Genomic DNA, 13,661 nt, shown 5'->3' with positions numbered 1-13,661 from the left:
GCTTCAATGATGGTTAACCACCCTCTTTATCATATTGGTAGATGTCACCACGATACTGTATGCCCCCTTCTTCAAACAGCACGGTTTGATAGATGATATGCAAGGGGATTCGCTTCTTGAGGCGAACCTTAGTATTAGGAGCAAGATCGTTACTTTGGTTAGGTACTTTCCTTACCTTGGTGGCAAACAACAATTCAGCCAATTCCTCTGCATGTTCGACACGTATACAACCTGAACTGTAAGCACGGAAGTCATCATTAAACAGGCCTTTACTTGGCGTATCGTGCAGATAGATAGCTCGCTTGTTGGGTGTGTTGAACTTGTACAAACCTAATGCATTACGTGAGCCCGCCTGTTGACGCATTCGATATGGGAACGAATTGAAATTGATGGTCTGCCAATCAATATCTGTGGTGTCGACGGTTTCCATGGTGCGCCAACCATCAATCACTTGAAAGTTGTGTGTCTCTAGGTAGCTTTCGTCCGCTTTTACTTTAGGCAAGATGTCTTTGACCATGATTTTCCATGGCACGTTCCAAGTAGGATTTAAGATAACCGAATCTAGGTTTATCTCTAAAAGCGGTGTTTTTCGCGACTTTCTGCCCACCACGACTTTGGACTCAAAGACCTCTTCACCATCTTCCCAATACTTCATATCAAAACTAGGGACATTGACGACGATGAGAGAGTCTCTGTCTCTTGGCCACAAACGAACACGTTCGGCATTGAGAGCCAGCGAAGTCAATCGTTCATCAAAGCTCATGTTGATCCATTTGATCGTATCCGGCCCGACGATCCCATCGTCTGTAAGGCCGTGCATTCGCTGAAAAGACTTAATTGCCGATTGCAGATCTTGGTCAAATACAGGGAAATCGACCGCGATCATCGAGGTATCAACACCAACCAAAGCAATGCGTTCAACAAGAATGGTTTTGTCTGAAAGCTCATCACCTAAGCGTTTCAACCCTTTCTGTCTGTATCGCTCTATATTGAGTTCAGACGCAGTTTCTAGCACGGAGTAGGTCGCCTTGAATTGGTCAAAATCCCCAACAGGCGGCGCATAGGACAATACCATTTCTAATAAGTAATCATTGGTGACACTGCTTTTCAATCTCATCAGGATATGTGGAGAAGGCGCAGGCAACTTGGAATGCAGCTTGCCCGAGAAATACCACTCTTTACCGGCAAGTGGCGCATTCTCAACGTAGCTTAGGTAATAAATAAAGGTATCGGTTAACAAGATGTCCAACTCTTGCCATTGCCCACGAGTTTGATAGTGGCGGATTTGCTTAAGTTGTCGTTCAAAAAGCGGGGCCATTTGCGCTTGTTCGAGAAGCGACAACTGGAATTCAAACGCCTTAACAAGTTCAGGCGAATCCCACAAAATTGGAAGAGATGAGTCTTGATAAATACTTTGGGTAAGCTCTGGATAAATCAGCATAAAAGAGAGCTCTGAATCAGCCGGAATAAATCGGCTCTCGTCAGAACTCGTATAGCTCCATGCATGCACAGAAACTAACACCAATAATCCACAGAAGTATTTTGCTAACATGCTTAACCCCATCACCAATCATCTCATAAGTATGGCAAAGAAATAGGAGTAAGCATGTTATTTTTTAAGGAGCTTTATGAACTAGATTGCACTCCAATGGTTATCCCACTGGACGGATGATTGCTGACTGGATTTTTTATAAGGCTTGCGTTGGCTCACCACACTGCCCGCTCCAGAGCTGAGTCGAAACTCACCATCAAGTAGCACTGCGCCAGAAGCATCAGACAACGCAGAGAGTTCCACTAACTCTTTAGTCTCTTTAGACCAAATACCATAACAGTTGCCTCTTGGCGAAGTCGCAATAATCCAATCATCTGACGCCGCAATACTGGCGATATAGTGATTGAACCTTGCCCATTGCTCTGGTTCTGCATTCAGTGATTCAAACTGCCCACCTTTAGTATGCATCGCCAACAGCGAAGGATACTCATCTGGTTCACCACGATATTGCTGGCCACATAGTACGGTTTCAGCACCATCATGGGCTAAGTGTCGAATGCTCAGCTTCTTGTCTAGCAATTCAACCTGATCAAGCAGCGCACCTTCAGGTGAAACATAACTTAAACTCGGTTGCATTGAATTCAAGTTTTTCGGTGTTCTACCGTCAGTATGAACGCCGCCAACACCAATCGCGAGATTACCATCCGGCATGATGATCACTTCATGAGGGCCGATACCAAAGCCCGTGAACTCCTCGACCTTACGATAGCCTTGTGAGACATCGTAAACACCAATCACACCTTGGCTACTGTCGGTTTTCCCTTCCGTGGCATACAGTAACTTGCTATCTAATGAGTAAACGCCATGACCATAGAAGTGGCGATTGTTACCTTTCACAACCATCTTGATCTGCTGACCATTTTTATAGTCAAACACCATAAAATAGTCACCAGGACGACGAGCAAAAACCACCGCATGTGATGATGTTGGGCAAATTGCGACGCCATGCCCACGATCTGGGATCGGCAGTTGACTCAACGGCATACCATATTCGTCAGCCACAACCGCTGAATATTGGCCACGACCATTAAGCGCACAGCCGATCAGTTGAGGATCATTAGATGTGCTTGCGGCGCCAGAGCGACTAGCGCAGCCAAACGGAAGTACAGGTACAGCAGCACAACCCAGTGCAGCCTTGAGTAGCGTTCTTCGTGTAGTATCAGTCACCATCGGTAGCATTAAATCCTATTACCACGCCAAGCTCTATTGCCACTTCTTCATGAATCAGGTACTTCAAACGTTCTAGTTTGTTGTATTGAGTCAGCACATTTCGATAGCCCTCTTTGCTCTGCAGCAACTCGAACAAACTTGAGTCTGTAGGCCAAGTATCTAACGTTAGCGTGAACTGGTCAGCAACACGGTCAGCAAGGTCATTTAAGCCCTTCTCTCTCAACAAGCCGTCTAGGCCATTGCCATCGGCTAGGTACAAATTCTGAAGTGCTGCTACATTCGCTTTTAGTTGAGTCATCGAAGTTTGTGCACGCCATGATTCTGAGAAGTAAGGACGCGGATGACCGATTTTAGCCATCGGACGACTCAGCTTTTTCATGCTGTAATCAAGTTGGTTGGTCAATAAAGCGATGTATTCAGACTCCCAACGAGTCTCGTCTAACGCTAGCCAAGGGTTAACCTGCCATGCCTGTGCAATCGAAGATGACTTAATCGCTAAGTTTTCAGTAATCGCTTGTGATGATTGGCAGCCTAGTGCTTTGTCTTGAAGCAGTGACGATTGCTCGTCATAAAGGGACCATTCCAACGCACCCAGCCCTTGAACGGTCACGCTCTGCTGTGCGATTTCGTCTTGAGACCATGCTTTATCCTGCTGAGTCAATTGACGCATTTTAAGACCGGTGGTGTTCTTCTTATCAGGCCAAAATTGAATATTCCAGCTCTCTTCAAGTGCCGCAGTTGGGCCTCTTTCTTGTCCTTGCAGTGCCATCCAACTGTTCATGGTGAGCTGCCACTGACTTTTCAAAGCATCTAACTCAACATCATTAGTTTGGCAGTAACCCTGCATCAAGACTTCTAGCTCATTGGCTTGCTTGGCGAATAGGACGGCAGAATCAAACTCTTGTTGATAGACACTGCGACTGATGTGGTCGGTCGTATCTGCTTGATAAGACACACCATTAACCTCAGATGAAGCAGCTTGTTCGCCCGATGATTGGCAGCCTGCCATGATTAATACCGACAAAGGCATTAACAAAAATTTATGCGTCATGCTGTTACCTTACTTCCTAATTTTTCTTTTAATTATATGAGTTCATTAAATACCAAACGACCGCTGACCTCGTATTCCTACAAGTTCAGCGGTGCTAAGTGGTTTGATAGCGGCTTTCTTAAGTCACTAGCCGTTAACTAAACTGAATTCAACTCAGCCTATAACGAGTTTAAGAACGCCAATAGCGCTTCACGTTCGCTGCGACTAAGAGCTAAAACGTTTTGTTTCGCCATTTCTGCTTCACCGCCATGCCAAAGTACCGCTTCCATAACGTTTCTTGCGCGACCGTCATGAAGCAGGAACGTATGACCATTCACTTCTTTGGTATAGCCTAATCCCCATAATGGCGTCGTACGCCACTCTTGGCCATTGGCAAGATATTCAGGGCGATTGTCGGCTAAGCCTTCCCCCATATCGTGCAACAACATATCGGTATACGGGCTGATTAATTGCTTAGACAACGCAGGTAACCCTTCACGCTCTGCTGTGCGAATTTCGGCTTGGTGGCAACTCTGACAACCAACGTCTTTGAATAATTTTTTGCCTTGCACTACAGCAGGCTTATCGACGTTGCGACGAATAGGGACCGCTAAATGCTGCGAATAAAACTCAACGAAGTCTAATATATTATCACTGACTTCTGGCTCGCCACCATTTGGGAAATCATCACAGGTTGATTGCGCTGATGTGCAGTTTTCATTCGGGAATAAGCGACTCGTTAAGCCCAAATCACCGTTAAACGCAGCCGCATTTTGCTGCATTAGGTTTGGCTGGCCAGCTTTCCAACCGAATCGACCCAACGCCATTTCGTTAGTTTGAACATCAAGAACGTAGTTCGCTTTGCCTGAAACACCTTGCTTGTCGGCCAACTGCTGTTTAGCAAATCCGAGAATCGTTTCTTGCGGGATGCTTTCAAGTAAACCAAGGCCAATCATTGGCGGCGCAACACGAGCTGAAAACTCAGTTTTAGGATGCATCTCGCCAAAGGCAAGATCAGTAATCTTTAAAATTGGTTTACGCAAAGTAACGACTGTACCGTCTTTGAATTCAACAGGAACATCGGTGTAGCTGATGTTCACTTTGCCCTCGGGTTTTACACCTTGAAGCGCGAAATCTTGTAACTGGCCGCCGTAAGTTGGTTCAGGAATACCACCATCACGAATGAAGGCTTGTCTCTGTTCTGGCGTTTCAGCAGGGATACTTAAGCGGACCAACAATGAAACCGCGTTCTGGTCATCTTTTTCAGGCGCATGACCACGACCATCTTTGATATGGCAATTTTGACAACCGTTGGTATTGAATAGTGGGCCTAACCCATCACGTGCATCGGTTGATGACGGCGCAGGAACCCAAGGGTTTCTAAAGAAGCTGTTACCTACGCTGAAATCCAAGCGTTTGCTCATTGGAAGGTTGGCTGCAGGAAGAGAAAAAGCGTTCGCGCCTTCTTTCTTTACTGTGGTTTTTCCACCAGAGTAGGTTTCATGGGCGTGCAACGGAGATAAGAAAAACAGTGCGGTTAATAGTGAGGCTGAGAGATACGACTTCATACATTGCCTTGCTGTGTTTTTGATTTTAGTTTTTATTAGGGAGTAACTTTTTTGAATAACAAACAATTAAGGGCTCAATAAGAGCCCTTACAATAGTTTTGGACTCGGGTTCTTAAAACTCGTGATCCGCTGTGTCTGGGTTTAGGCTATCAATGCCAATAACACCAGCAGCACGCTCGATTGCAGCGGTTTGAGACACTAGCGCAACAATAGTTTTGTTTACTAATGCGTTACCCGCAGCATTGTCAGCAGCAATTAGCTGATCGAAGTGCTGGTTATTTTTCTCTGCTGACACAACAAGTTGACCAACTTGCGCACGTGCTAGGTCAAACTGCTTTTGAATCTCTTTCGCCGCTTGCTCGTCTTTTTGCTCAACGAGGTCAAACAGGCTAGGACCTGAAAGTAGAGAACCATCTTCACGCTTGTACAAGCCAGTGTATACGTTGTAGATACCTTGCTCGTTGTAGTAGTGAGAGTTATGCGTGTTATCAGAGAAACAATCATGCTCGTCTTCAGTAGAGTTTGCTTCTAGTGCAACTTTCATACGCTCACCCGCTAGTTCACCTAGAGATAGTGAGCCCATACCAAATAGCATTTTACGTAGACCGTTCTCGCTAGATTCAGAAAGAAGCTCTTGACGGTAGTTGCCTTTTTCGCCTTCAGCCCACTGCTTTTCCATCCACTCTAGGTCTTGGATAAGTAGTTCAGCTGATGCTTTTAGGTATGCGCCACGACGGTCACAGTTACCATTAGTACACTCAGCACCAACAACGAAATCAGTGTAAGCACGCTCACCTGCACCGCTGTTAGTACCGTTTAAATCTTGGCCCCAAAGTAGGAATTCAATCGCGTGGTAGCCAGACGCTACGTTCGCTTCAGAACCACCGATCTCGTTCAGGTCTGCAATTAGCTCTGGAGTAATGTTAGTTGCGTCTACTGTTGTCTGACCAATTTGGAAAGTCTTATTTGCAACGATGTTTGCGCTAGCGCCTTCGTTACCAAGTTCATATTGGTAATCAGTCGAAACGTAATCGATAAGGCCTTCATCTAGCGGCCATGCATTTAATTGGCCTTCCCAATCATCTACAACAACGTTACCAAAGCGAAATACTTCAGACTGTTGGTAAGGTACACGAGAGTCTAGCCAAGCTTGCTTTACTTGTTCGAAATTGCCAGCAGAAGGAGAAGCTAAGAAGGTATCAATAGAAGAGTTCAACGCTTTTGCTGTAATTACTGAATCTGCAAACACTGCATGAGCAATATCGGCGTAATGTTCTACAACTTGATCTTGAGTTACTGCTGCAAAAGAAGAAGCAGAGGCAAAAATGAGTGACGAAGTTACGGCTTTTGTCACTAAAGATTTAATGGTCATGAAGCATCCTTGTTGAGCTTTGAATTATTATTCGTAGTAATAGTGCAAACCATTATCATTTACACCACAGATTTGAATAATACAAACTTACAATTTTATTGCAAGATAAATACAAAAAAACCTCACATTTGTGAGGTCTTTAAATACTTTTGTGCTATAGCAATAAAGGAAGCTTATCAAATATCCAGATTATGCTTACCGTGTGAGACTTTCGCCTTCAGGTAACTCTCATTTCCCGACTTGATATGTGCAGAAGTATTCACCACTTCTTCAATCTCAATACCGAAAGATTTCAGCTCATTGATTTTCTTAGGGTTGTTAGTAACCAAACGAATTTTTGTGGTTCCTAAAGCGCGAAGCATTTCTGCCGCTTCGGTAAAGTCGCGTAAATCATCACCAAAACCTAGGTGGTTATTCGCTTCATAGGTGTTCATGCCTTCGCTTTGCAGACGGTACGCATCGATTTTGTTATACAAACCAATACCACGACCTTCTTGGCGTAAGTAAAGAATCACTCCCCCCGTCTCACCCATAATTCTGATGGTTTCATCTAACTGCTCACCACAGTCACAGCGAGAAGAATGAAAAACATCACCAGTCAGGCACTCAGAGTGCATACGAACAAGAGGTATGTCTTGTGTCTTATCCGCTGATTTAAATATCACAGCAACATGCTCTTTATCTGTTTTCAATCCATGAAAAGACAGAAGTTCAGCATCAATACTGCTTGTTACCCCTACTTTGAAATCTATTCTGGCACGCACTTCCGCCATAGCTATACTCACTTGAAAATTCGATGTATTTAACAACACTACACTATATGTCTAGGCAATATTTTGTAGCTAACTATCTAATGATAGACACTATGAGGCTGTTAACAATTTTTTTCAAGGTCGACCACGTACAAATTGTTATATTATAACAATTAATTTTCTGGGTAACAAAAAACCCCACGTTGGGATGACCAACATGGGGTTATAAATCAATCAATTGCGGCTAAGACTACACTTTTTGCGGAACGATCAGCTTAGTTGAGTTTGCTTCCAGATAACAAGCTGCACCCAAGCATTCTCTAATTCACTTAACTCTTCTTGTGTCAGTGTAGAGATGCTCGACTTTGCACTGTATTTTTCTGCCCATTTATCAGAACGGACATGAGTATAGAACTCTTTTTTTAAATTTGAGATTACGTTATCCACAAACACATCCTTATATAACAGTGCTTAGCCTTTATAATCCGTTAATATTACAAAATACAGCTCAATTGGTAAACAGTAATACACAATTTTTATGAGTCCTTCCTAACACTCGCTACTGATAAATATACAAACAAAAGAAATAATAGGCTCGGTAACAACCAAAGTAATATGTTTGAAACACTCATTGCTGGCTTATAAAGCACAAATTCACCAAACCTTTCTGTCATGTACTGAGTGATTTCATTGTTACTCTTCCCTGCTTTCACCATATTGAATACAACAAGGCGTAAATCTTTTGCTATGGGAGAGTTCGACTCAATCAGATTTTGATTCTGACATTGTGGGCAGCGCAGCGATTTTGCCAAACTAATAGCACGCTGTTGTTGATTAGGGCTTTCAAACTCAAATAACTCTACCTGAATGCTTGTATCTTTATCACTCGCCGTAAACAAGTCCTCGGCTATTACAGGGAAGTTGACGACAATAGCGGAGCTAAGTATGAGCACTATGTTGAGCAGGAACTTCATCATCCATTTTTACCTTTAAAATAGTGAGCGAGTTCTTTGCGCCAAACCGATTCATTAATCACACCTAGCAACTTCTTAACTATTTGGCCTTCAGCATCGACTAAATACGTCTCAGGAGTCCCTATGACACCGAGTTCTAAAGCCAACTTCCCTTGAGGATCACTGATCACAGTTGCGTACGGATTGCCGTCGTTGGACAATACATTAAGCGCAGCACCGGGGTTATCTCGATAATTGAGACCGACAATTGGAATGCCTTTCTTCTGCAGTTCGAGTAAAAAAGCGTGCTCGGTTTTACATATTCCGCACCATGAAGCCCATACATTGACCAGTTGGTAAGGATGTTGAGTAATATCAGTAAGCGTAAGCTTAGCCGTTTCAGAGCTTAATGCTTCAGAATCGAATGACTCATCAGTAACGAGTTTTTCTGCCGTAAATTCAGGGAAAGCCCTTTTTTGATCTGAAACGCTGGTCGTTTGTTGCTTATTGTCGAGCGCATATGAAAATGCAACGACCAAAGCAACAGCCACTGAAAATAGAGCAATGAGTTTATTACGAACGCTGGTATGCATACTGTGCAGCCTTAACGGTTTTCTTTTTACGATTGGTCAGTGAAAGCACAGCACCTAGAATTGAGAACAGCCCACCAAGCCATATCCAACGAGCATACGCTTTGTACTGAACTCGAAATGCGTAAGCGGTAGCGTCAACTTTCTCACCCATGGTGATATACACATCGCCATGCCAGAACCATTTCATTGCGGGCTCGCTCATGTTCATCACTCGAACTTGATAATGTCTTCTTTCAGGTGTAATGGAAAAACTTTGCTCACCAGTTTCTAGCTTAAGTATCGCCTTCTCTGCGGTAAAGTTTGAGGCGACATAAAGCTCTGTATCTTCATGAGCAAGCGTCCAATCCATGAACTCTACTTGTGCTCCTGGGCTCAGTTTATAGCTGCGCTCAAACGAGTGGTAGCTATTCATTGCCGCACCTACAGCGAGTACTGCAACCCCGACATGGGCAAATGTCATCACCCAGACTTTTCGTTGGAACTTGGAACTGCGCGTTACCGCTAAGCCATAAACATGAGTGAGTAAAACCCAAAATGCGAGTGCCCATGTCATCAGAGCCATCACTTGTCGTTGGACTTGTTCCACTTGCCAAGAATAACAAACGTAACCCAATGCCAACGACATAAGAACTAACAATGAAATAACACCTTTGGTTGCTTGAGGTTTAACACTCAACAATGGGGCTAAGCCAACCACGCCAAGTGCAAGCAAAGCCAAAGGTGCAATCAACAGATTAAAGTATGGTGCACCGACCGATATGTTACCTAGCCCAAGCAGCTCAAAGACCATTGGATAAAATGTACCAAACACCACAACAGCGGTCGCTAATACAAAAATGAGCACCGCAACTAGGCTTAAAAAGCTCTTACTGGCGAAGCTAGTAATCGGGTTAGATTCAAAAGATTCCCCTCTGATGATAAGAAGAGAGAAAGAGCTCACTAGCACCAACATCAATATAAGTAGTAGTGCGATACCTTTGGTCGGGTCGACCGCAAACGCATGCACCGACGTTAATACGCCAGAACGAACAATAAAGGTGCCTAAGATACTCAAACAAAATGTAATGAAAGCAAGGCTTAGAGACCACTTCAGAAGCTGTTGTTTACCCTTAGCAACACCTAAACAATGCAGCAAGGCTGTCGAAGTGAGCCACGGTAACAAACTGGCATTTTCAACAGGGTCCCAGAACCACCAGCCGCCCCAGCCTAATTCGTAATACGCCCACCAAGAGCCAAGAATGATCCCTGCGGTTAAAAAGATCCAAGCAACTAGACACCAACTGCGACAATGGGCAACCCAATCAAACTCAATAGGATCAACCAGCAAAGCGGCAACTGCAAATGCCAGCACCACAGAAAAACCGACATAGCCAAGGTAAAGTAATGGAGGGTGAAAGATCAGGCCGACATCTTGCAGCATAGGGTTAAGGTCACGCCCTTCTAGCGGCAAGATCGAATTCATTTCAAATGGGTTTGATGCGAATAAGGTGAACCAAGCAAATATCGCGAGCAGTAGATTCATTACCCACAACACGCGGCTTTGGTATTCATTCGAATAGTGTTTTTGTAAGGCAATCACGCCAGACCAGACGCTGATCGTCAGTACCCAAAATAACAAGGAACCTTCATGGCCCGCCCATACGGCTGCTAGCTTAAAAAATGAGGGTAATTGAGTATTTGAATGTTCAGCGACATAGAGAATAGAGAAGTCATCACTGACAAAAGCATAACCAAGCAATGCGACAGAAGTGAGAGAAAACAATGCACTTGAAAGAGAGAAACTGCGGATTAAACTTATATTTTGCGTCCGTTTGTTTAGCATTTGATAAAACGAATGCACACCAATAATGCTACTGAGTACAGCAACCAACACTAAACTAAACAGCCCCAAAGAACCGACCATATCACCTCAATAAGGCTCCGCTAGAGCAGAGCCGATCCGAACACGCATCTCATGTTTACTAAAAGCATGTTCATTAATAAGCAGATGTCTAGTATCCAACATCTGCTCACTAATAAACTTGCGCGAAATTAAGCTATCGTTAACTGCCCTGCATAAAGGACAAAAGTTCGCAGCATTAATACGCCCATTAGGCTTAGCGAAGTCACGGAGAAAATATACACCGAGCTATGGCGGATTGAGGTTGGTGTCACGGCATTCAGCAACAACGGTAAAACCATGCCAACACCGATGACGCCATACCAGAACCAACTCGCCCAGAAACCACTGCCAATTGCGTTCCATACTGCTTGTTCACTTTGACCGCCAGCGAAGATAAGCCCAGTAAAGAAAGTAATAAGTACAAACAACTCAAACATCACTACCGGACGTTCAAATCCGTGGATCCATGAAATACTCGGGCTATGAGGTGATTCTTTAAAGACCAACACACCAAATAAAATACACGCCGCCGCACCCGAAGATAAACTCGAGAACAAGAACAAAATCGGCAGTACTGGGTTATTCAATAGTGGGAAGGTATTTAAAGCTGACAGCAAGAATCCGGTATAAGCGGCAAGCATCAAAGCAAGAACAGCTAGGAATATTTCCAGAGCATTCTCAAACACTTCTAATTTGCCAATCCAGTTCCCGACAAAGTCGAGTCGTCCTTTTAACCATGTTTGGTCACTCAAGAACACGACAATTTGATCTCTAAATATAATGCCGATCCAAAGGAACAAGATCACCATATACACTTGGAATAAGATCACACCCATCGACATCACAGACGTTGGATTATAGAAGATCATGATCTTCCAAAAGGATAACGGTTTTGTCAGGTGGAAAACCAAGATCAGCAAGCCTGAGATGATCCCAAATGGCGCAAGAAAAGCTGTCGCCTTTAACACACCATTATGAGCAGGATCGCCTTCAATAACCTTGCGCTTAAGGTAAATGGAGATCATTACGGCACCCGCCGACATCCCCGCGAGAAATAGATAGATTGCTATAATCCAGTCCCATACCACGGTACCAGACTGAAAAGCTGCGTCCCATGCACTCATAATCAAATCTCCCCTTTTTGGTGTGGCACTTTATAGAGTTTTGGTTGAGTGCCTAGATAGGCTTTATCTCTGTAAACCACCTCGGATTGAAGTACTTGGTTTATCTCACTCTTAGGGTCATTTAAATCGCCGAATGTCAGCGCTTTAGTTGGGCAAGATTCGACACAAGCAGGCAACTTTCCTTGTGCTAGATTAGTATCACGACAGAAGTTACATTTATCGGCTGACTTGTTCTCTGGATGGAAAAAGCGCACTTGATATGGACACGCTAACAAACAGTAACCACAACCGACACACTTCTCTTGATGAACGTCGACAATGCCGGTTTTTTCATCTTTGTAGGCTGCACCTGTTGGGCAAACCATCACACACGGCGCGTTATCACAATGTTGGCAAGAGTTACGAGTAAAACGGTAATCAACATTTGGATATTCGCCTTGGGGTTCACTCTTAATAATTTCTAAGCGCGACACGCCTTCAGGCACTTTATTCACTTCACGACATGCTTCTGTACAAGCAGTACAACCAATACACGCGGTTTCGTCATGAATCATTCCATAACGTTTAGCACCATCTTCTTGAACATTGGCTAACGTTTTACGACTTGTCACCGCCGCAGTTCCCGCTACACCCGTGGTAAAAATAACGGCACCAGCGCCTGCTAAAAAGTTTCTTCTTGAGCAGCTCATAGATTACTCCCCTTCTTTCTTCTGGTTGAAGTCTGAATGGCAATCCACACACAGCTTAATGGTTTGCTTTTTATCTAAGCCCAACACCTTTGCTTCAGTCGCATGAACATCATGACAGTTTGAACACGTTAAGTTTTGCGCGTGAACATCGTGAGTCCAGCTAGCTTCACGCAGATCATCAGGTTTGTGACAATCGATGCATTGGCTATTGGCATCTAAAATTAAGCTAGGATCGAGGAAAACCTTTTCGGTTCCTGGTTGTGATTGAGCCGCGCGATACTTCACCACTTCAGGTGCACCTTCACGGTGATCGGGGCTAATTGAACTATGACAATCGGTACAATTTACTTCACGGCCAAGTAAAGCGTGTGCACTTTCACCATGTGAACCCAATACCGTTTCTTTTGAATCTTTATGGCATTGAACACACTTGTAGTCTTTGTCGCGGATTAATTCGACTTCATGTCTTGTTGATTCTCCTACTGGCGTAACAGCAGGCTCAGCAACAGCATGAATGGAATAACCATAGAGGCAAAATGCTAGAAGGGATTTAAGCATTATGACTATGGCCAATTTAATATTGCCCATTTTATCCTTTCCTTATACCGGCATTATTTAACTCTCAACTAAATAATATTCCGGTTAAACAAAAGTACCCTTAAACGATATTATTACCGCTTAAATGATATCAATTCTTATTTTGGATAAGCCACAACGCTTTCTATAATCAGAATATACCTCTAATTAGGTAATGCGAAATTTGAATGGGTTAATATGTGAACACAATCACCCTATTTATATAGTGGTCAATTTAGGTAATTGATTGTTATATATGATAATAATTCTCAATTAAATTTTAATACCACTAACCACCAATACCCCTTTAGGGGTATATAAACTTCAACGTGATTGAAGTCACTACCGTTAATTGATCTAAGACAAGCTATATCCAACACGTAACAAAATGTGTTTGTTT

At 43.6% G+C, this 13,661-nt stretch carries 13 protein-coding genes; all 13 read right to left on the bottom strand.

Translation table 11 applies throughout. The annotated features are described in order from the left end of the window. Positions 1–13 precede the first annotated feature (13 nt). A complete protein-coding gene (locus ACED42_RS11790) occupies positions 14–1,552 on the bottom strand; it encodes a murein L,D-transpeptidase (protein ID WP_371702663.1) in 1,539 nt (512 codons plus the stop codon). Positions 1,553–1,633: 81 nt separating this feature from the next. Next, positions 1,634–2,722 (bottom strand): DUF1513 domain-containing protein, encoded by a 1,089-nt coding sequence (locus ACED42_RS11785; protein ID WP_371702662.1) that lies wholly within the window; start codon positions 2,720–2,722, stop codon positions 1,634–1,636. Next, on the bottom strand, positions 2,712–3,773 hold the full coding sequence (locus ACED42_RS11780; protein ID WP_102258311.1) for an imelysin family protein: 1,062 nt from the start codon (positions 3,771–3,773) through the stop codon (positions 2,712–2,714). The genes ACED42_RS11785 and ACED42_RS11780 overlap by 11 nt, the downstream gene beginning before the upstream one ends. A gap of 158 nt (positions 3,774–3,931) precedes the next feature. After that, entirely contained in the window at positions 3,932–5,320 is a 1,389-nt protein-coding gene (locus ACED42_RS11775; protein ID WP_371702660.1) for a di-heme oxidoredictase family protein, read from the bottom strand. A gap of 112 nt (positions 5,321–5,432) precedes the next feature. Beyond that, complete coding sequence (locus ACED42_RS11770; protein ID WP_009848835.1) at positions 5,433–6,692, bottom strand: imelysin family protein; 1,260 nt, start codon at positions 6,690–6,692, stop codon at positions 5,433–5,435. Between the two features lie 176 nt (positions 6,693–6,868). Beyond that, positions 6,869–7,465 carry a GTP cyclohydrolase II gene (gene ribA, locus ACED42_RS11765; RefSeq protein ID WP_009848836.1) on the bottom strand — a complete coding sequence of 199 codons (597 nt, stop codon included), beginning with the start codon at positions 7,463–7,465 and terminating at the stop codon, positions 6,869–6,871. Between the two features lie 249 nt (positions 7,466–7,714). Next, positions 7,715–7,891 carry a hypothetical protein gene (locus ACED42_RS11760; RefSeq protein WP_009848837.1) on the bottom strand — a complete coding sequence of 59 codons (177 nt, stop codon included), beginning with the start codon at positions 7,889–7,891 and terminating at the stop codon, positions 7,715–7,717. Between the two features lie 89 nt (positions 7,892–7,980). Continuing rightward, a complete protein-coding gene (locus ACED42_RS11755) occupies positions 7,981–8,421 on the bottom strand; it encodes a cytochrome c-type biogenesis protein (RefSeq protein WP_012604312.1) in 441 nt (146 codons plus the stop codon). Beyond that, positions 8,418–8,990, bottom strand: a complete 573-nt coding sequence (locus ACED42_RS11750) for a DsbE family thiol:disulfide interchange protein (protein ID WP_135442627.1) — start codon at positions 8,988–8,990, stop codon at positions 8,418–8,420. The genes ACED42_RS11755 and ACED42_RS11750 overlap by 4 nt, the downstream gene beginning before the upstream one ends. Beyond that, complete coding sequence (locus ACED42_RS11745; RefSeq protein ID WP_371702659.1) at positions 8,971–10,893, bottom strand: heme lyase CcmF/NrfE family subunit; 1,923 nt, start codon at positions 10,891–10,893, stop codon at positions 8,971–8,973. The genes ACED42_RS11750 and ACED42_RS11745 overlap by 20 nt, the downstream gene beginning before the upstream one ends. A gap of 128 nt (positions 10,894–11,021) precedes the next feature. Beyond that, a complete protein-coding gene (nrfD, locus tag ACED42_RS11740; RefSeq protein ID WP_102258305.1) occupies positions 11,022–11,996 on the bottom strand; it encodes a cytochrome c nitrite reductase subunit NrfD in 975 nt (324 codons plus the stop codon). 2 nt (positions 11,997–11,998) lie between these two features. Further along, positions 11,999–12,685, bottom strand: coding sequence for a cytochrome c nitrite reductase Fe-S protein (gene nrfC, locus ACED42_RS11735; RefSeq protein ID WP_012604317.1), 687 nt, complete (start codon positions 12,683–12,685; stop codon positions 11,999–12,001). 3 nt (positions 12,686–12,688) lie between these two features. Continuing rightward, positions 12,689–13,273: a cytochrome c nitrite reductase pentaheme subunit gene (gene nrfB / locus ACED42_RS11730; RefSeq protein ID WP_009848843.1), complete on the bottom strand. Its 585-nt coding sequence runs from the start codon at positions 13,271–13,273 to the stop codon at positions 12,689–12,691. Between the last annotated feature and the right edge of the window lie 388 nt (positions 13,274–13,661).

Source organism: Vibrio sp. FF145, from assembly GCF_041439075.1.
GTDB lineage: Bacteria > Pseudomonadota > Gammaproteobacteria > Enterobacterales > Vibrionaceae > Vibrio > Vibrio tasmaniensis_A.
Note: the sequence above shows the minus strand (reverse complement) of the source record. Positions and strands in the feature narration are given on the sequence as shown.